The organism is Dellaglioa sp. CoH-57-MRSF-22 (genome assembly GCF_056781895.1).
In genome coordinates this window covers 1-18,730 of the sequence record NZ_JBXAXT010000002.1, presented here as the reverse complement: position 1 = coordinate 18,730, position 18,730 = coordinate 1, and the positions used below count along the sequence as shown (strand labels likewise).

Here is an 18,730-nt window from a genome sequence, read left to right as displayed (position 1 = left end):
AAATCCTCCATTTTCTGACTAATTTTATTTAAATTTAACTTCTTTATCAGAATGTCCTGTTTCTATTAAGTCTTTACTTGCATTCAAAGCATCTATAACCATATTCCTGACAGCAGGCTCTGTATAGAACGCTGTGTGTGGGGTAATTAACACATTCTCACGTTGCAATAAGTTTTTAAAAGTACCATTTACTTGTGATTCTGTTAATTCTTTATTGAAATAATCAGTCTCATTTTCAAGTGTATCTAATGCGGCACCGGCTACTTTCCCTGAATCTAGCGCTCTTATCAGTGCATCGGTGTCAATCAATGTTCCTCTGGCCATATTCAAAATATGCACACCATTTTGCATTTTACTAAATGCTTCGTCATCTAATAAATGATAATTATCTTCAGTAGCAGGGCTATGAATTGTGATAACTGTTGATTTTGCATATAGCTCATCTAATGTATCAACATAGATTCCTTCTTCTTTCAAAGCAGGATTTTGATAAATATCATATCCAATAATTTTTGCACCAAATGCTTTAAAAATTTTAATGGCTGTTTGCCCAATTCTTCCTGTACCAATCACACCAACTGTTTGTGTGCGGATTTCTTTAGAGATATCGGGTTCCCAAGTGAAATCGTTATTCTTCATTTTACGATTAAATTGTGGTGTTTTTCTAAATAACTCCAACAATTTAGCTACAGATAGCTCCGCAACAGCACTTGGAGAATAAGATGGCACATTCGTCACAATCAATCCATACTTATTAACTGCATCCCCATCAACGTTATCCACACCAGTATTACGAATCGATAAATAATTAATATTTAAATCATGAATTTTTTTAATTAATTCAGGTGTATAGTCCTTTTGTTGGTAGGCAACGATAGCGTCATAATTTTCTGCTAATTGAACTGTTTTTTCGTCTAATAATTCATTAACAGTTTTTATTTTAATTTGATTATCTTTTTCCCATTCTTGGACATACAATAATTCATCTTCTCGGATACCATACGCAATGATTTTCATAATGTTATACCTCTTTATTTTAAAATTTATACTTTCATTATATCATTTGAAATCTTTTTATACATTATTTCAGATTTCAACTGATTGCTTTTTTAAATAAGCAATTTTTTTATCTCTTGATTGGTGTTTGAAAGCATATTCTTTCTTTAATGCTTCAGATTTCGTTTCAAATGATTCCTGCAAAATCATTTTCAAAGGCCGTCTACTAGCTAATTTTGTGTACTTTGCACCTTTCCCTGCATTATGCGTTGCAAGTCTTTTTTCGGGATCCGTTGTAAATCCGCCGTATAGTGTATTATCAGCGCACAGTAATACATAGAAATAATATTTTTTTTCATCTTCCATAAACAATCTCCTGAACCATTTGTGTGTACTCATCATCGTTACCATAAACAACAATAGGAGGCATAATCCTAATTCCTGCTGCATTGCCATCCTTAATTGCTTCAATTAGGACCATGTTAGCCTCTTTTCCCTCTTTTGGATGAACAAATTGGATTTTTTTAGGCGCCAACCGATGATTAACCATTTTACTTAGAATTTCAGGCAATCGATCAGGACGGTGTACGAAAAAAGTTTTCCCCTTCATTTTCAATAAACCGCTAGTAATTTCTAGAATACTATCTAAATTAGTTGTAATTTCATGTCGTGCAATTGCTAAATACTTGTTAGGATTCTGAGAAGATTGTGGCGTATTTGGAAAATAAGGTGGATTACACAATACGGTATCAATTGAGTCTTTTTCTAGATAATCAAACGTGTTGATTAAATCTGTTTGCTTAACTTGTACTTGATTTTCCAAGTGATTCAATTCAATACTTCTATTTGCCATATCAGCTAATTTTTCTTGAAGTTCAATCTGATAAATTTGACCCTTTGTTTTTTGACTAACAAATAACCCGACTGCACCATTGCCCGCACATAAATCAACTATTTTAGTTGATTCTTTTCTTGAAACATCTGCAAAATGGGCTAATAAAACAGCATCCAGTGAAAAAGAAAAAACATCTGAACTCTGAATGATTTTAATTTGATTTGAGTATAATTGGTCAATACGTTCATTGTTATTAAGTGAAACCATTTTTCATTACCCATTTTCTATAATTTTTTTTAAACTTGCAACTTTTAATTTAATTAGTCATACTTACCATACAAAGTTTAAAATTTGAAAGGATTGTTGCCACATGTTTTATTCATTTGCACGAGGTATTGTACGAGTACTTTTATTCTTAATCAATGGGAATGCCCACTATATTAATAAAGAAAAACTACCTGAAGGATCGTATATTTTAGTAGGTCCACACCGAACTTGGTTTGACCCCCTTTACTTTGCCTTAGCTGGTAGTCCTAAAAAGTTTTCATTTATGGCAAAAAAAGAACTATTTGTAAATCCAATTTTACGCTATATCTTAATTCATGCCAATGCTTTTCCAGTTGATCGAGAAAATCCAGGTCCATCAACAATTAAAACGCCAGTTAAATTTTTAAAAAAAGGCGAATTATCATTAATTATGTTTCCCTCAGGTACCCGACATTCCGAGGAATTAAAAGGTGGTTCACTCTTAATTGCTCGAATGGCACAGGTACCCCTAGTTCCAGCAGTCTATCAAGGTCCATTAACCTTAAAGCAACTTTTCAGTAGAAAAAGAGTAACCGTTTCATTCGGTGATCCAATCTATTTAGACAAAAAAACAAAATTGACTGATGAGGTCCAAACAGAAATGGACACCCAATTAATGGCTGCATTTCAAAAATTAGATACTGAAATTAATCCCAATTTTAAATATGTTGATCCCCATAAAAGTAAAAATAATAATTAAATTCCAAAAAAAATACTGGTAGGAAATCATATTGATTTTCTACCAGTATTTTTATTTAAAATTAAACTTAATCATCTGATATATTTTGTAAACTATACATGTCAGCGTATTTACCATTTAATTTTAGTAATTCTTCATGTGTTCCTCGTTCAACAATTTGACCCTTATCCAACACTAGAATTTGGTTAGCGTCAACAATAGTTGACAGTCTGTGTGCGATAACAAGCGTCGTTCTATTTTGTCTCATTTGTTTTAACCCATCTTGTATAAGTTGTTCCGTCTCCGTATCAATATTAGCTGTAGCTTCATCCAATATTAAAATTTTGGGATTAGTTACAATCGTTCTCGCAAATGAAATCAATTGCTTTTCACCAGCGGAGTATGTTGCCCCTCGTTCAACAACTTTCGTTTGATACTGCCGAGGTAATTTATCAATAAATTGATCAGCATGAACAAATTTAGCAGCTTTTTCAATTTGTTCATCAGTAATATCTTGATTAAACATTCTAATATTTGAAGCAACATTACCATAAAATAAAAATGAATCTTGTAATACAAGCCCCATTTTTTTACGTAACTCTTCTGTCGAATATTTTTTAATATCTAAACCATCAATTAAAATTTGCCCTTCTTCAAAATCATAAAATCTCATCAAAATATTGATGGTTGAACTTTTACCACTACCCGTGTGTCCAACGAAAGCAAGTGTTTCACCAGGTTGTACCGTAAATGATATATTCTTTAAAACAGCATTCTCATCATCATAAGAAAAAGTAACATTTTTGAATTCAATTTTACCTTCAGTAATTGTGGCTCCTGCCACGGGTGTTTGTTGTGGTTCTATTGTTTGGTCATCAAGAACACTAATGATTCGGCTACCTGCAACGATTCCATCTTGGAAAGTTGTCAAATAATCCATTAAGTTTGTCATGGGATTGAAGAAATTTTGTAAATATGTTAGAAATGCATATACCATTCCTGCTTCAACAAAATGATCTAAACTGCTAATTCCAAATAACCCAAGTGTCATTACTACAGCCAATGCATAAAATAAACTAATAATTGGTGAAAGTAACAATGAATTAGTTCGAATCATTTCAAATCTTTTTTTCAAATAAAGTTCATTAGTGTCCTCAAATTCGCCTTCAATCCGTTTTTCTTGGCGAAATTGTTGAATCACATTTATTCCAACGATAGATTCATTTAATTTAGTATTTAATCGACTCAAATATTCTCTCATTTGTCGATAAACCTTTGAACTAAACCGTTGGTAATACCATGTTGTTATTAGTAAAATTGGTATAAAAATCAACGTTACCAATGCAATCTGTGGCTTGGCAATATACATTGCTACAAAAGCAGAGATAAGTGAAAATACACCAACGATTAATGTCATAAATAGCGTCCAAAAATCTGCTAATGTCATCGTATCATTAGTAACCCTAGAAACAACAGCTCCAGCCGGTGTCTTATCAAAGTAACGCATCCCTAACGTGTGAATTTTTTTAAAAAGAATGACACGTATTTTTTCTAATGTTTTTTCTGCACCCATTGAGTACAAATACATTTGAATGAATTGAGTAATTGCTTTTAAAATTACACCGATAAAGTAAAGACCCGCAAATAAAAACATAATATTTAGTGGTGTTGATTTCGATTGAAGATAGTTATCCATATAATACTGTAAAAGAAGAGGTAGTAATATATTAATTCCACTTAATATGGCCGCAAATAAAATTGCGATTAAAAAATCGGCTTTAAAATCTTTTGTATAGGGCAACAATCTTTTAATAACTGTTCTTTGTTCTTTACCGCTCAGTTCTTTTTGCCAGCTAGATTTAGGCTTTTCACTCATTAATTTCATCTCCCTCTAACTTGCTTTCAAGTTGTTGTTTAGTTGTCATTTGATAGTACCAACCTTTTGATGTCATTAACGTATCATGCTGTCCTCGCTCAATAATTGTTCCACCATCAATTACGATAATTTCATCTGCATCTTTTACACTACTCATACGGCTTGCAGAAATAATAGTTGTTTTATTTTGACGTTTCTCTTTTAATCTAGTTAAAATAATAGATTCCGTTCTGGCATCAACTGCCGAAAGAGCATCATCCAAAATTAATAGCTCTGGATTAATTACAAGGGCACGAGCGATAGCTAAACGTTGCTTTTGGCCACCAGAGAGGGATATTCCTTGTTCTCCAACCTCTGTTTCATATTTTAGTGGTAATTCAGTGATATCACTATCCAAATCAGCATTAAATGCAGCCATTTCAACCTTTTCTTTTGTTAAATTCATATTAGCAAAACGTATATTATTTAAAATAGTTGTTGAAAATAAAAAGCTTTCCTGAGGAACGTAACCAATTGACTTCAGATACGTATCTAAGGCATACTCTTTAATATTTGAATTATTAACTGAAATCATTCCGTTGTATGCATCAAATTCACGAAGTATCAATTTCATAATCGTTGATTTGCCAGCACCCGTTTTTCCAACAATGCCAAGAGTTTGACCAGAACCAATTTCAAATTTAACATTATGCAAGCTTTCCCGATCATCATCTGGATAATTAAAATGCTGGACATCAAATTTAAAAGATCCCACCGGTAATTTATCTAACCCCTTTTCATTATCTACAATGCCACTTTTTTGATTTAATAATATTTGAACACGATCATAACTAGCATTTCCACGTTCAATAACATTAAATAATCGACCAATAGCAAACATCGGCCAAACAAGTAACGCAATATAACTTATAAATGAAATCAGTTGTCCAATTGAAATAACGTTGTTAGCCACATAGTATCCACCTAAAATGATAGTGCAAACATATGACAATCCAATAATTAAACTTGTTATTGGATCAAACAATGCATCCAATAAATTAACTTTTCTATTAATCTTGATAGTTTCTTCAACTTTTCCTTCAAAATCTTCAATATCTTCTTGTTCTTGTCCAAGAGTCTTAATCACTTTAATTCCGCTGACACTCTCTTGCGTTTTATTATTCAACGTTGAAAACGCTGCTTGAGATGTAGAGAAAGCAGTGTGTATTTTAGTTCCTAAATATCTAGCCATAACCGCCAATAAAGGTAACGGAATAATTGCTAAGATTGTTAAACGCCAATCTATTAAAAATATCATTGCAATTATAGTTGTCCCACCCGTGATAATTGAATCAGCAAAAGTTAGTATACCTGCACCAGCAACCTGCTGAATAGCTGTTAAATCATTCGTTGCATGTGCCATCAAATCGCCTGTTCTATTTTGCTGAAAAAAAGATTGATCCATTTGCATAAAATGTTTAAATAATCGAGTACGTAAAATTTTTTCAAGGCGAGCAGCGCTACCCCAAATATTGGTTCTCCAGATATATCTAAACAGATATTGCCCTAATGCAACAAAAACTAAGATACTAATCCAAATTGCTAACTTACTCACTGTTAGTTCATTTTCACTCATACTATCAACGATATTTCCAATAATTTTAGGTGGAATAATTTGGAAGATTGCCACTAAAATCAGAAAGAATACTGCGATTCCATACGATTTTTTTTCTTGTTTAAAAAACCATCCAAGTTTTCTAAATATAGTCATTCTAACTCCTCCTTTTTATAAAAAAAAACAAGCAAAGGAAATCCTTGCCTGTTCATAAAATATTAAATTATTTTTTTTGCGAACTATTTTTTGCTTGTGCATTCATAGATGACATCATCTGATGTAATTTCTTTTCAGAAGGTTTTTGGCCCATTTGGACCATCATCATTCTTAACATATCTTCATTGATTGGTGGGTTCTTTTGTAAATATGTTTCCATATACTTACGAGCACCGAAAAATCCTCCGACAAGTCCAACTGCTAACGCAATAACGGCGATTAAAATCGTCATTCCCATTGACATAATTCAAGACCCCTTTCAATTCACTTCAATCACTAATTCTACACAATTTTCACATAAAAGAAAAGGTAAATCTATTCAAATTGGGAACTATTTTCTTAGTTATCTCGTAAACCTTTATCACGTTGAACTTTTTTTACTTTGTCAGGTGTTACTTCTTTACCTGTTTTATCATAAACCTGCATCATTTCAACTCGACTTCTAAAACTTTCTCTAAATAATGCAAGATACGTTTCACGAAGTTCTTTTCTTTCAGCTTCTTCAGCCTTTGTTAAACCTTCATCAGTTTTACTTTTTGCAGCTAATTCATTTATTCTTGGTGCTAAATCTTCTGGGATCATTTATTATCACTCCTTAAAATTTCACTCATAAGCATACCTGATAATATGATAAAAAACAATTATTCAAATTAACCGAACGTTTGTTTGCAACAACTACTTTCATATGCTACTATTAAAATAATAAATAATGATGATGAGGTGTACTAAATGACAAAAGCATCTGACAGCAAACAACTTGCAGTCTTGCGCTTTATTCATGAACGAGTGGACACGAAGGGTTATCCACCAACTGTTAGAGAAATTGGCGAAGCTGTTTCTCTATCATCTACTTCCACTGTTCATGGACACATTGCTCGACTTGAAAAAAAAGGATTACTAACTAAAGATCCCACCAAACCTAGGGCAATTGAACTTACACCACTTGGATTAGATGCGATTGGCGTTAATAGTCATGAAAATTTAATTCCAATGGTCGGGACCGTTACTGCTGGTGTACCCATTTTGGCTGTTGAACAGGTAACTGATTATTTCCCCCTCCCACCTGACTTTAATTCCTCAGATGATTTATTCATGTTAACAATTCGCGGAGAAAGCATGATTAATATTGGGATATTAAATGAAGATCAAGTTATTGTCAGAAAACAGTCAACTGCTGAAAATGGTGAAATTGTTATTGCAATGAATGAATTTGATGAGGCAACCTGTAAAAGATTTTTCAAAGAAGAAAATCATTTTCGTCTCCAACCCGAAAATGATTCAATGGAACCAATTATTTTAGATTCTGTCTCTATTTTAGGCAAAGTCATTGGACTCTATCGTCATTTTTAATGAACAAAGCAGAAAAAGCTACTAAATTAGTCAGACTAATCTAGTAGCTTTTTCTATTGAATAGAATATTGCCTTTGCATATTTTTGCTGCCTATTAAAATATATTTAGATTTATCATTACTGTAATCTAAATAAATATCTGCTCCATCATTTTTTAAATGATTTTGATACATATTCTCGTATAATTCAATAGAAACTTGAACACGTTCTTCTAAATTAATTTTCGGTAATTGACTCTTGAAATTATCTGTTAATGTACCAGAAAAGAATTCTCCAACTGCCCCTGAACCATAGCTATACATCCCTATTCTATCACCGGCCTCTAAATCATTACTATTTTCAAGTAAAGATATAAAGCTTAAATATAGTGAGCCAGTATATAAATTTCCAACCTGATTATTATACTTTTTAGCTGCCTCAAATTCTCGTTCTAATTCAATTTTTTTGCTATCTGTCGCTTCATTAAGGACTTCTCTTAAACCTTTAACACCAAGTTTTGTATATGGCAAATGATATAAAATAGCCTTAAAATCAGCAACAGTTAATCCTGTTTTATTTTTATACTCATTCCATGTTTGATTAAAAAAATCTAAATATACGTTCTGAGAAGTTTTACCGTCTACAAGTGCTTCGCTGTGATTTAATGGGCGCCAAAAATCCATAACATTTTCCGTTACAAATCCACTATCTGCATCTAATAAAAGTATTTTTGGGTTTTTCGTAATAATCATTGCGACAGCGCCGCCACCTTGTGTAGGTTCACCCGCAGTATTTAGACCATATCTAGCAATATCAGCACCAATGACTAAAACCTGACTATTTGGATTAAGCGACACATGTCCTTTTGCCAATTGAATAGCGGCCGTTGCTCCATAGCAAGCTTGCTTAATTTCGATTGATCTCACGTGTTTTAAGCCTAAAAGACCTGAAACGTAGGCTCCTGCCGACTTTGAATTATCAATACCGGATTCTGTTGCAAAAATAACAAAGTCAATTTTGTCTCTATTTTCGTTATCTATTAATAGATCTGCAGCATTTGCACCCATCGTCACCACGTCCTGTGTCGGCGGTATAACAGCCATTTTTGATTGGCCAATTCCAATTAAATATTTATTAGGATCTACATTTCTGACATTAGCTAATTCTGACATATCAACGTACTGATTCGATGTAAAAAAATTAATTCGATCAATTCCAATTTTCATTAATCTTCCAGCTTCCATTTATTATATTGTTTTTATTGTACTTGATGTCTCATTTGATGGCAAGATTTGGTATCACTGGTTTAAAAAGGTATCATTATTCAGTTTCAAATACTAAACCTAAATACTTTTATTACTACCCTAGAAATATCTTTATCAATAAACTATCACACTCGGCGAACAGATAAAATTTGGCAACGATTACAAGACTCATTGGTCGTATTGCACTTAATTGCACTTAATTGCACTTAATTCCCCTTGAATACTAATTATAGAATCACTTTATGTATTCTCTTGTAATTGTCCAGTTAGACGTATAAAATTTAACCATATATTTATACGAAAAAGGGGATTAATATGATTGCACAAACATTTTATTTAATTGTTTTAATTATTTGGGTGTCTATGATTGGGTTAACTATTTGGGATAAAGGTTTGACTAATTTTTTTAAATATATATTCACCCCTACAAAAATACCAAGACAAAATAGATTTAAACACCCTTTTTTGTCGTTTTTAGTTATTCAAGAAAAAGAACAAAAATTTTATTTTTATGCAGTAAGTTTTTTAATAGGTACAATTTTTGGTCTAATGTTTTTCCCCAGGTTCTTAATTTTAAGACTACTAACATTTAGCATTGCTTCATTACTGTTTTGTTATAGTTTTTTTTCATACCTAAAATTATTCCCTAAAAAAACAAAACTCTGGCAAATTGAATCGTATTTATTATTACTTATTACTACATTCATTTTTTATCTAATTAATTATATGAATTTGATTACACCACTAATGGAAACAACAGTTATTTTTACATTTATATTAGGTATTATTATCATTACCTTTAGTTCATTCTATTTATTAAAATTACTTTCATACATTGTTCAAAATAATTTTGCACATACTGTACAGGTTATTGCTGAATTTGCATTAAATATTTTCTATGAAGGTTTGCTTGTTGGAACTTCTTTAATAGGCGTTTTAGGAGGTGAATCAAAAGTTACCGAATTTGTCTCTAAGTTACCCAGTGTCCATGTTGTTGATCACTTAGTAGCTATTTCATATTATGGCTTGAGTGATTTTTTTGGAGACCCCATAAATTCTATTCAAAATGTTCAGTCATATCCAACAATAATTTTATATATTCATCTGCTAAGCTTATTATTTGGCGCAAGCTACACGTGGATATTTCTTGCTAACTTAATAAGCATTGATAATAATTAAATGAGTTTTGCAATTATATTAAAAAGTTGATATACTAAACAAAGTTATTTTGGAGAGTTGGCAGAGTGGTAATGCACCGGACTCGAAATCCGGCGAACGCTGTAATGGCGCGCGCAGGTTCAAATCCTGTACTCTCCTTTTTATATCATATTAAACCAAAATAAAAAAACACAAACGCCAGTTTAAAGGCATTTGTGTTTTTTATTTTGTATAAAAAGAGACTATAAAGCATTAAAACATCATATGACTTTGCACATATTTCGCACATTTTTATATACCTAACATTAAAAAAGCTTTAAGTGACTTTCTGAATTATAAAAAATCAGTATTATACCTGTATCTTGGACCCAAACTGATGTATATATAATTAATATTTCGCAAACAACCGTCTGTTCTTGGTAAAAGGAAGATAATATTCAAAAGCTCGTAGCTTAATTTAAAAATAAAAAGCTCTAGTATTGGACGAAAATCCAATACTAGAGCCTCATTTTATAAAATTATACAACAATAGCTATCATAAAGCTGTAATCATGAATTTAATAGTTCATTAAACTGAATATATCATAGTCTTTTATTTTTTGACGGCCCTTTAAATCATCTAATTCAATAAAAAAGGCAGTCCCTACAACAATACCACCTAATTGTTCAACTAATTCTATCGTCGCTGCAATCGTACCACCAGTTGCTAATAAATCATCTGTTACTAAAACCCTCTGTCCAGGTTGTACCGCATCCTTATGCATATATAGTGCAGATTCTCCGTACTCCAATGCATACTTGGCCTCAACGGTTTCTCGAGGTAACTTACCTTTTTTTCTAGCTGGTGCAAATCCTACACCTAGATCATAGGCCACTGGACATCCAACAATAAACCCTCTAGCTTCAGGGCCAACAATCATCTCAACATTTTTACTCTTGGCATATTCTACAATTTTATTTGTTGCTTCGCGGTATGCTGCTCCGTCTGCCATTAAGGGTGATATATCTCGAAAAACAACACCTTTTTCTGGGTAATCAGGAATTGCAGCAATATACTTTGTTAAATCTAATACCATTAATAAACGCTCCTTTAATCTTCTGTATTCAATTGTTCAAGTATCCACTTTTTAAGATCATTCTCTTTAGAGTAGACTAACTTATCTTCAGCTAATATTCGATTATTTCTTAGCTTATATTCAGAAGTATTTTTAATGTCCATTTTATTTGTTGTACTTTTTCCAGTCATTAATCCATCTTTTATTTTAACAAATTCCAACTCTAAAAACACCTTAATCATGAATATTAATAAATTTTTCTTTATTTTTAAAAAATCAGATAAGACGATTAGTTGATTATTAATATCAACATCTTTATGACTCATCACAAATTTATATAACTTTGCATACTGTTCTCTGGATGGCATACCATCTAAATAGGCACTGTTAGTCTTTAAAAATACTGCAATTATTTTCTGACTATCCGATAAACGTAATATTGTAGACATTTGTTCCAACGAGCTTGGGCAATCTACAAATATAATTGTTCTTTGATTATCAAAATCTGATACACTTTTTAGTTGATCAGCCTGCTTAAATATCTGTTTGTCTGATGAAAATTGTTTTACTTGGTCATAATTTTTTTTATTCCAGAATATAAACAAGCCTTCATTTTGAAATAAACTTTTATTCACGTGGTCAGTTCTTTCATCAATAATTACAAGCCCTTCAAATTTAATGTCCTGTACCATTAACTGTAAATTTGTTTTATTCATCCATACATTTTTTTCAATTTCACCGATTAATTTGATCTCATCTAAAGTATTCTTGAAATCATCAACATACTTTGCATTTGAAAATGAAATTCCACTAATTTTTTCTTTCTCACCAACAACTTCAAATTTTAAGTGAGTTCCTGTTTTACCAATAGCCTTAACATTTTGTATTGATTTATATTTAATTTCAAAAATCGGTTTTTCATTGTCTGTACCAAATGGTTTTAATTTTTCAATATCCTTATAAAAATCCAAAGTCAATTGATCTACATTTAGCTTTGCTACAACCACTTTGGCTGGCTTAACGTTCAATTGAATTCCTTGAGATACTGCTTCATTTTCCAAGTCTAATCTAAATCTTTCTAAGTTTTGAATGGGAAATGTTAATCCCACGGCCATATGATGTCCACCAAAATGAGATGTTAATTCTCTATGTTCATTAATTGCGTTATACAAATGAAATGTATCAATACTTCGACCGGATCCTTTTAAATAGCCCTTCTCTGTATCTTGGTTTAAAATAATTGTCGGTTTACCAGTTACTTCAACAACACGACTAGCAACGATACCTAATACACCTTCGTGCCAATTTTCACCTGTTATTACCAGTGTTTTCTTGTACTGATTATACTCTGCTGTAGCCTGTTTCAATGCTAGTTCTAATATATCTGCTACAATTTTTTGACGGCGTACATTTTCAGATTGAACAAAGTTTGCTATTTCCTGTGCTCGTTCATCGTCTAGACTAGTTAACAGTTCAACACCAATATTTGCATCACCTAATCGCCCAATTGCATTTAAACGCGGCGCAATACCAAAACCAATATCTTTTTCATCTACTGTTTCCTGTTTTACATTCGCAACTTCCATTAATGCAATCAATCCTGGCCGGAACGTTTGTTGTAAAACCTTCAGACCGAAACTTACAAGTGAACGATTTTCATCTGTCAGTGATACCAAATCTGCTACTGTACCGATTACCACTAAATCTAGTAATTCTTCTGAAATATCACCTGTTAATGCACTCGCAACTTTAAATGCCACACCAGCACCTGAAAGTTCTCCAAACGGATATTTTCCTTCAGGATGTCGAGGATGAATTATTGCATAAGCCTTTGGTAAAACATCTGGTAATTCATGATGATCGGTTACGATAACATCTATACCTTGAGATTGAGCAAATTCTATTGCTTCATTCCCTGATACACCATTATCAACAGTAATAATCAAATTAGTACCATTGTCTATTATTCTTTTATAAGCATCTACATTAGGTCCGTAACCATCTATAAATCGGTTAGGTATATAAGTTTCCACATCTGCGCCCATATCACTAAGTGTCTCAAACATGATTGAGGTACTCGTTAACCCATCAGCATCATAATCACCATAAACCGTTATTTTTTGATTTTTAACTATTGCTTGTTGAATTCGTTCAATTCCTTTACTCATATCATGCATAAGCATTGGATCGTGAATGTTTTCTGCTCCTACATTTAAAAAATCAGTAATAGCTTTTTCAGATGTAAGTCCGCGGCTCCATAGTAAAGATATCAATGAATGATCTAATTGAATATTTTCAAATATTTCATTAGGTATTTTGTCATTACTTAAATCTAAAAACTTCCAACTATACTTTGATTCAATCATGTTAAACCTCTACTTTACTAACGATTTATATTTTCTGATTTTAACGTTTTAATTTCATTTTGTAGTAATTGAACTTCTTTTCTATTCTGAGTTTTTATTTTATCAATTGAATTTTTCAATGATTCATCAAAATTATTTTTATAGTCATCCAATTGTTGATTTAATTCTTTATTTTCTTTTTTTAATTTTAAAGTTGCACTTGTTGTTAACAGACCTATCAGTAGTGCTCCTGCTAAAATTGAAAATAATAAAATAAGAATCATTGGCATTTTAATTTCTGCAAACCAAAAATTAATTGAAACTTCCTTTACATTTAAAATTGAAAAAATTGCTATTACGATAATAAGTAATAACGCTATGATTGTTCGCCATTGTTTTTTCATATTTTCCCCCACTATTTTTTGTTAAATACTGTACCCGCAAGTAAATCTCCCATTTTAGGGAAAATTGTATATCCCAAATATGCCATTTCCATATAATATGGTAAATTAATTTCGCGTTTATTTGTACTTATGTTTCTTGATATAATCTTTGCAACATGCGCAGGATTTAGCATCATTGATCCAATATTTTTTAAATAGTTGCCCTCTTTATCAGCTATTTTGAAGAAATTAGTATCAATTGGTCCAGGATTAACTGTCATAACTTTAATCCCTAGTGGTTTTAATTCTAATCTCAACGCATTAGAATAACCAAGGACACCATATTTCGTTGCTGAATAAATTGCTGATTTCGGTGTTGCAATTTTCCCAGCAATAGATGCAATATTAATAATAACGCCATATTTTCTATCTGCCATATTTAGCGCAACATTTTGAGTCATGTACATTAGCCCCAAGACGTTTACTCTAAACATTTTTTCAGCAACATCCATATCAAAAGATAACACATTCTCCATCAAACCAAACCCTGCATTATTTATAAGTACTTCAATCGGTCCAATTGAAGATTCAATTTTTTTAACCATTTTTTCAATTTGAATTGGATCAGAAACATCACATTCAATCGCATAAGCCAATCGACCAGATAGACGCTGACAAGCATCTTTAACCTCTGTAAGTTTATCCATTTGTCTAGCGCAAATAACAACAATTGCACCTTTTCTAGCAACCTCATATGCCAGTTCCTTACCTAAACCACTTGAACCACCACTAATTAGAACGATTCTATTACGTAAATCTTTTAACTCTTTATATTGACTAATCATTTACTTTTTCCTTTTGAGAAAACGGCACATTAATTACATCAAAATCTCTAACAACCGTTGTATTTTTAAAGATACTTCTTGCCTCACTCTGTAAAGTAATGGCCATTTTACCAACATATCTTGCGGAAATATGTGTCAATAATAACATTTTCACGTTTGATTTTTTAGCGATTTCTGCAGCCTGAGCACTAGTTGTATGATAATAATTCCTTGCCATTTTTGATTCAGCTTTTTCAAATGTACTCTCATGAACCAGAACATTTGCATTTTCAGCTAATGTATAACTATTTTTTGTTTTTCTTGTATCGCCCAAAATTGTGACAATACGCCCTTTTTTAGTTTCTCCCAAAAAATCATTTCCATTTAATTTTGTGCCGTCTTCTAATTGAACTATTTTACCGGCTTTTAATTCTCCATAAATTGGACCAGACGGAATATTTAATTCTTTAAGTTTATCTATTTGTAATTCGCCTGCATAATCATGTTCCACAATTCGATAACCCACGCTTATAATACGATGATCTAAGTAATCAAAATATACTTTAAAAGTGCTATCTTCAAATATTAATCCAGGTTTATCAAGTTCTACAAATTTAATTGTATATGACAACTTCGTTTCAGAAACTTGTAAACTGGTCTTCACAAAATTTTGAATTCCTTTAGGACCAAAAATAGTTAAAGGTCCATTACCTCCTTGAAATGATCGGCTACTCAAAAGACCTGGCAACCCAAAAATATGATCTCCGTGTAAATGTGTAATGAATATTTTTTCGATTTTCCGAGGTTTTATTGTCGTTTGTAAAATTTGATGTTGTGTTGCTTCACCTACATCAAACAACCAAACACTATTACGTTCATCTAGTAGTTTTAGTGCAATACTGGTTACATTTCTATTTTTTGCAGGTGCTCCTGCTCCTGTACCTAAAAATTCTAATTCCATATTATTAACCTATCCTTACTTATTCATTTGATTTCATTGGTAATGTAACTTCAAAAACGACACCCTTCGGTATCTTATTTCTAACTTCAATTTTACCTTTATGCTCTTCAACGATCCATTTCGCAATTGACAAGCCTAACCCATTACCACCTGTTTTACGATTTCTTGATTTTTCTTCTCTATAAAAGCGTTGGAAGATTATTTTTTTATGTGTATCACTAATATTTTCTCCATCATTAATGACTTGTATCACTAGTTGCTTAGCCGACTCAATAACGATAAACGAAATTTCATTACCCGCTACTGTGTATTTCAATGCATTATCAAGTAAAATGACAATTAATTGATGTATACGGTCTTCGTCTAATTGAATGTACTTACTTGCAATATTTATTTGAAAATAAAATTGTTTATTTTGACTAAGCGCAATATCTGCATAAGGATGAATAATATTCTCAAAGTATTCCTTAGCAAGGACTTTCTTAAAGTTAAACACATTAGCATTAGAATCTGAATTAGCTAACAATAATAGATCTTTTGTTAGATTATTTAATCGTCTAATCTCACTTAATGAAGTTGCAATTGACTCGCTTTCATCGATAATATTTGCATTAGGTTTTGTTAACAAATACTCTAATTTATTTTGTACTATCGTCAATGGTGTTCTAAGCTCATGGGCTGCATTATCGATAAATTCTCTTTGCTTATTCCATGCACTAATCGTTGGTTTAATACTAATAGATGATAAAATAACACTTAAGGCAATCGACAACATTCCAAAAATAAGCAGAGATACAAGTAAAATATTCCTAAAACTAATCAATGAGTTTTGATTAATCTCAATATTTTCAATAATTTGAATATATCGTGCTTTATGCCATTTTTTAACAGCTGAGTCTGGAATTTCCATTAAGTATGACCTAAACGTAGGTCCGTTTTTTTGTTTAATTGTTTTAAATTTGTTTAAATCAGATTTTTTAAATGGTATCTTATTAAAAACGGGGTATCTGGTACCCATTGCATCTTTATTAATTATTTCTCCATTTTGTGACCATAAGATTTGATAGACTTTAAAGTCAGGTGCTTGCTTCAAAAGTGGACTATCATCGATTCTATTTATGGAGACATAATTAGAATCTTTTATTCGTCTAATTTGTTTTTTCATTGATATATCTACATTAACTGTTAAGGTGTCATTAAATGAACTATATACAATTAAACCAAGTGTTACAAAAATAATACTGAAGCTTAAAAGATACATAAAAAATAATTTTATACGCGTATCTCTATTTGCCTTATTTTTCATCAGGTTCAACCAGATAACCAACGTTTCTAATTGTTCGAATCATTTTTTCATGACCAATCTTTTTTAATTTTTTTCTCAGATTACTCATATAAACTTCTACAACCGTAATGCTAGTATCGGACGTAAATCCCCAAACACGGTCAAATATTTGTTCTTTCGTTAAAATAGTATTCTTATTTTCCAGTAAGTATGTTAAAAATTCATACTCTTTACCCTGTAAATTGATAGATTGGCTGCCAGAAATAATTGTTCTGTTATCAGATAAAATCATATCTTGATATTTTAATTCACTATCTATTTCAAATTTCATTGTTCTTTTCAGAAGAGCCTTTATTCTCATTTGTAATTCGTTTAAATTGAATGGCTTAGCTAAATAATCATCCGCCCCTAAATTAAATCCGGTAATTTTATCGTCAACACTATCTTTTGCTGATAAGATTAGCACTGCCGTGTCAATTTTCTTTTCTCGAATTTTTTTTAATACATCAAATCCCGATATTGTAGGAAGCATTAAATCTAAAATAATAATATCATATATATTTTGTGAAGCTTTAAAAAAGCCTTCCTCGCCATCGAACGCTTGCTCTAACGTCATAATTTTTGCTGTTGCTTCAACAATATTATCAGAAATAATTGTATCATCTTCAATAATTAATCCTCTTGGCATTTTTTTTCCTCATTCCTTTCATTTTCATTAAAAAAAATGCATAATAATTATATCTTCTACTAAAGGATGGTTAAATATTATGCGAATGATCGATTTAGAATTAGCCACTATTGATTTAAATAAAAATTTTAATTTATATTACACTACTAATAATCTATTTTACCCTATTTCTAAGGTAATTAGTACATCAGAATATTTTATTTTAATTGTTACTCCCTCTGATAAACCCTTGTTACTTCAAGATTTACTTCACGTATCTGAGTTGAAATCACGTCATAATAAGCTGTTTATCCAAACTATTGATAAAAATTTACATTTAATTTTAGGTTATAAAATAGATCATAATAAACTATTTTTAGCTTAAAACTTAAAATAGATCTGTCTTCATTCTACTCTGATGCTATTATATATATCGCATGGAGTATTAATAAAAAATGCTAACTGCTGTTATACAGTTAGCATTAGTGACATTTGTTAATAGATAAAGTTATTCTACATAATTATCCTGTCTTTATAGTATATCTAAAAAATGGAGGTAAAACAAATGAATATTCTATCTACAACAGTAAGTATCGTTGCCCTATTAATTTCACTGTATACCCTGTACATCGTCCTAAAAAGTAATAGATAAATTAAACGCTAATTTTTAACACAATACATTATTCATACAACTACTGGATTAAGTCATCAATTGTCCTATCTTATTCAAAAAAGGACAATATTAGTTTGTTGAAACAAATTTAAAAAACATTATAGAACATAGCTATTTTAAGGGTGTACACTTTCTGGTGTTGGTGAAATAAAATTCATCAACACCAGTTTTTTATTCTGAAAACAAAAAAAGAGGCCACCATGACCTGTACTAGGCCCTGTCAAGTTGACGGATGAAATAATATAAAATTTAATATGTTTCTAAATGGCTTTATCCCAGTATT

Annotated in this window: 19 protein-coding genes and 1 tRNA gene; 5 read left to right on the top strand and 15 right to left on the bottom strand. The window is 31.3% G+C overall.

Going from position 1 to position 18,730, the window contains the following annotated elements:
* Positions 1-24 precede the first annotated feature (24 nt).
* The 3 genes from AC1RPR_RS01920 to AC1RPR_RS01910 all read right to left on the bottom strand — a co-directional run bounded on the left by AC1RPR_RS01920 (position 25) and on the right by AC1RPR_RS01910 (position 2,098).
* Positions 25-1,017 (bottom strand): D-2-hydroxyacid dehydrogenase, encoded by a 993-nt coding sequence (locus tag AC1RPR_RS01920; protein ID WP_481761389.1) that lies wholly within the window; start codon positions 1,015-1,017, stop codon positions 25-27.
* 69 nt (positions 1,018-1,086) lie between these two features.
* Positions 1,087-1,362 (bottom strand): GIY-YIG nuclease family protein, encoded by a 276-nt coding sequence (locus tag AC1RPR_RS01915; protein ID WP_409022440.1) that lies wholly within the window; start codon positions 1,360-1,362, stop codon positions 1,087-1,089.
* Positions 1,352-2,098 carry a tRNA1(Val) (adenine(37)-N6)-methyltransferase gene (locus AC1RPR_RS01910; RefSeq protein ID WP_409022439.1) on the bottom strand — a complete coding sequence of 249 codons (747 nt, stop codon included), beginning with the start codon at positions 2,096-2,098 and terminating at the stop codon, positions 1,352-1,354. Before AC1RPR_RS01910 ends, AC1RPR_RS01915 begins: the two co-directional genes overlap by 11 nt.
* Positions 2,099-2,201: 103 nt before the next feature.
* On the opposite strand from AC1RPR_RS01910, the gene AC1RPR_RS01905 reads away from it, so the two are divergent.
* Positions 2,202-2,837, top strand: a complete 636-nt coding sequence (locus tag AC1RPR_RS01905; RefSeq protein WP_409022438.1) for a lysophospholipid acyltransferase family protein — start codon at positions 2,202-2,204, stop codon at positions 2,835-2,837.
* Between the two features lie 67 nt (positions 2,838-2,904).
* Here AC1RPR_RS01905 and AC1RPR_RS01900 read toward each other — a convergent pair whose 3' ends face one another.
* From AC1RPR_RS01900 to AC1RPR_RS01885, 4 genes are all read right to left on the bottom strand, one after another.
* Positions 2,905-4,692 carry an ABC transporter ATP-binding protein gene (locus AC1RPR_RS01900; protein ID WP_481761390.1) on the bottom strand — a complete coding sequence of 596 codons (1,788 nt, stop codon included), beginning with the start codon at positions 4,690-4,692 and terminating at the stop codon, positions 2,905-2,907.
* A complete protein-coding gene (locus tag AC1RPR_RS01895; RefSeq protein WP_481761391.1) occupies positions 4,685-6,442 on the bottom strand; it encodes an ABC transporter ATP-binding protein in 1,758 nt (585 codons plus the stop codon). Before AC1RPR_RS01895 ends, AC1RPR_RS01900 begins: the two co-directional genes overlap by 8 nt.
* 67 nt (positions 6,443-6,509) lie before the next feature.
* Complete coding sequence (locus tag AC1RPR_RS01890; RefSeq protein WP_112249992.1) at positions 6,510-6,746, bottom strand: YneF family protein; 237 nt, start codon at positions 6,744-6,746, stop codon at positions 6,510-6,512.
* 95 nt (positions 6,747-6,841) lie between these two features.
* Positions 6,842-7,084 carry a DUF896 domain-containing protein gene (locus tag AC1RPR_RS01885; protein WP_409022435.1) on the bottom strand — a complete coding sequence of 81 codons (243 nt, stop codon included), beginning with the start codon at positions 7,082-7,084 and terminating at the stop codon, positions 6,842-6,844.
* 147 nt (positions 7,085-7,231) lie between these two features.
* On the opposite strand from AC1RPR_RS01885, the gene lexA reads away from it, so the two are divergent.
* Positions 7,232-7,852, top strand: a complete 621-nt coding sequence (lexA, locus tag AC1RPR_RS01880; RefSeq protein WP_409022434.1) for a transcriptional repressor LexA — start codon at positions 7,232-7,234, stop codon at positions 7,850-7,852.
* A gap of 53 nt (positions 7,853-7,905) precedes the next feature.
* On the opposite strand, the gene AC1RPR_RS01875 is transcribed toward lexA, so the two are convergent.
* The gene (locus AC1RPR_RS01875; protein WP_481761392.1) at positions 7,906-9,057 is read right to left on the bottom strand and encodes a hydroxymethylglutaryl-CoA synthase; all 1,152 of its coding nucleotides are present in this window, start codon (positions 9,055-9,057) and stop codon (positions 7,906-7,908) included.
* Positions 9,058-9,411: 354 nt separating this feature from the next.
* Between AC1RPR_RS01875 and AC1RPR_RS01870 the strand changes: the two genes are divergently transcribed.
* Positions 9,412-10,275, top strand: coding sequence for a hypothetical protein (locus tag AC1RPR_RS01870; protein WP_481761393.1), 864 nt, complete (start codon positions 9,412-9,414; stop codon positions 10,273-10,275).
* A gap of 51 nt (positions 10,276-10,326) precedes the next feature.
* Positions 10,327-10,413, top strand: a tRNA-Ser gene (locus AC1RPR_RS01865).
* A 398-nt stretch (positions 10,414-10,811) separates the two neighbouring features.
* Here the strand turns inward: AC1RPR_RS01865 and AC1RPR_RS01860 are convergent.
* Genes AC1RPR_RS01860 through AC1RPR_RS01830 form a run of 7 tightly spaced genes read right to left on the bottom strand, consistent with a single transcriptional unit; the run spans position 10,812 to position 17,795 of the window.
* Positions 10,812-11,330 carry an adenine phosphoribosyltransferase gene (locus tag AC1RPR_RS01860; RefSeq protein ID WP_481761394.1) on the bottom strand — a complete coding sequence of 173 codons (519 nt, stop codon included), beginning with the start codon at positions 11,328-11,330 and terminating at the stop codon, positions 10,812-10,814.
* Positions 11,331-11,344: 14 nt separating this feature from the next.
* A complete protein-coding gene (gene recJ, locus AC1RPR_RS01855; protein WP_481761395.1) occupies positions 11,345-13,675 on the bottom strand; it encodes a single-stranded-DNA-specific exonuclease RecJ in 2,331 nt (776 codons plus the stop codon).
* Positions 13,676-13,692: 17 nt separating this feature from the next.
* Positions 13,693-14,058 (bottom strand): lipopolysaccharide assembly protein LapA domain-containing protein, encoded by a 366-nt coding sequence (locus AC1RPR_RS01850; protein ID WP_481761396.1) that lies wholly within the window; start codon positions 14,056-14,058, stop codon positions 13,693-13,695.
* An 11-nt stretch (positions 14,059-14,069) separates the two neighbouring features.
* Positions 14,070-14,879: an SDR family NAD(P)-dependent oxidoreductase gene (locus AC1RPR_RS01845; RefSeq protein ID WP_409022789.1), complete on the bottom strand. Its 810-nt coding sequence runs from the start codon at positions 14,877-14,879 to the stop codon at positions 14,070-14,072.
* Positions 14,875-15,822, bottom strand: coding sequence for a ribonuclease Z (rnz, locus tag AC1RPR_RS01840; RefSeq protein WP_481761397.1), 948 nt, complete (start codon positions 15,820-15,822; stop codon positions 14,875-14,877). The genes AC1RPR_RS01845 and rnz overlap by 5 nt, the downstream gene beginning before the upstream one ends.
* A 19-nt stretch (positions 15,823-15,841) precedes the next feature.
* Positions 15,842-17,083, bottom strand: coding sequence for a sensor histidine kinase (locus tag AC1RPR_RS01835; protein ID WP_481762181.1), 1,242 nt, complete (start codon positions 17,081-17,083; stop codon positions 15,842-15,844).
* A gap of 34 nt (positions 17,084-17,117) precedes the next feature.
* Positions 17,118-17,795 (bottom strand): response regulator transcription factor, encoded by a 678-nt coding sequence (locus tag AC1RPR_RS01830; protein WP_409022427.1) that lies wholly within the window; start codon positions 17,793-17,795, stop codon positions 17,118-17,120.
* 85 nt (positions 17,796-17,880) lie between these two features.
* Here AC1RPR_RS01830 and AC1RPR_RS01825 point away from each other — a divergent pair, with 85 nt between their 5' ends.
* Positions 17,881-18,159 (top strand): hypothetical protein, encoded by a 279-nt coding sequence (locus AC1RPR_RS01825; RefSeq protein ID WP_481761399.1) that lies wholly within the window; start codon positions 17,881-17,883, stop codon positions 18,157-18,159.
* Positions 18,160-18,730: the final 571 nt, after the last annotated feature.

Excerpts from the sequence above, each read along its gene's own strand:
- AC1RPR_RS01830 (WP_409022427.1), bottom strand. The coding sequence starts at position 17,795 with ATGCCAAGAGGATTAATTATTGAAGATGATACAATTATTTCTGATAAT.
- AC1RPR_RS01915 (WP_409022440.1), bottom strand. The coding sequence starts at position 1,362 with ATGGAAGATGAAAAAAAATATTATTTCTATGTATTACTGTGCGCTGAT.
- AC1RPR_RS01860 (WP_481761394.1), bottom strand. The coding sequence starts at position 11,330 with ATGGTATTAGATTTAACAAAGTATATTGCTGCAATTCCTGATTACCCA.
- AC1RPR_RS01870 (WP_481761393.1), top strand. The coding sequence starts at position 9,412 with ATGATTGCACAAACATTTTATTTAATTGTTTTAATTATTTGGGTGTCT.
- AC1RPR_RS01850 (WP_481761396.1), bottom strand. The coding sequence starts at position 14,058 with ATGAAAAAACAATGGCGAACAATCATAGCGTTATTACTTATTATCGTA.
- lexA (WP_409022434.1), top strand. The coding sequence starts at position 7,232 with ATGACAAAAGCATCTGACAGCAAACAACTTGCAGTCTTGCGCTTTATT.
- AC1RPR_RS01835 (WP_481762181.1), bottom strand. The coding sequence starts at position 17,083 with ATGTATCTTTTAAGCTTCAGTATTATTTTTGTAACACTTGGTTTAATT.
- AC1RPR_RS01890 (WP_112249992.1), bottom strand. The coding sequence starts at position 6,746 with ATGTCAATGGGAATGACGATTTTAATCGCCGTTATTGCGTTAGCAGTT.
- AC1RPR_RS01875 (WP_481761392.1), bottom strand. The coding sequence starts at position 9,057 with ATGAAAATTGGAATTGATCGAATTAATTTTTTTACATCGAATCAGTAC.
- AC1RPR_RS01900 (WP_481761390.1), bottom strand. The coding sequence starts at position 4,692 with ATGAGTGAAAAGCCTAAATCTAGCTGGCAAAAAGAACTGAGCGGTAAA.
- AC1RPR_RS01895 (WP_481761391.1), bottom strand. The coding sequence starts at position 6,442 with ATGACTATATTTAGAAAACTTGGATGGTTTTTTAAACAAGAAAAAAAA.
- AC1RPR_RS01885 (WP_409022435.1), bottom strand. The coding sequence starts at position 7,084 with ATGATCCCAGAAGATTTAGCACCAAGAATAAATGAATTAGCTGCAAAA.
- recJ (WP_481761395.1), bottom strand. The coding sequence starts at position 13,675 with ATGATTGAATCAAAGTATAGTTGGAAGTTTTTAGATTTAAGTAATGAC.
- AC1RPR_RS01905 (WP_409022438.1), top strand. The coding sequence starts at position 2,202 with ATGTTTTATTCATTTGCACGAGGTATTGTACGAGTACTTTTATTCTTA.
- rnz (WP_481761397.1), bottom strand. The coding sequence starts at position 15,822 with ATGGAATTAGAATTTTTAGGTACAGGAGCAGGAGCACCTGCAAAAAAT.
- AC1RPR_RS01920 (WP_481761389.1), bottom strand. The coding sequence starts at position 1,017 with ATGAAAATCATTGCGTATGGTATCCGAGAAGATGAATTATTGTATGTC.
- AC1RPR_RS01910 (WP_409022439.1), bottom strand. The coding sequence starts at position 2,098 with ATGGTTTCACTTAATAACAATGAACGTATTGACCAATTATACTCAAAT.
- AC1RPR_RS01825 (WP_481761399.1), top strand. The coding sequence starts at position 17,881 with ATGATCGATTTAGAATTAGCCACTATTGATTTAAATAAAAATTTTAAT.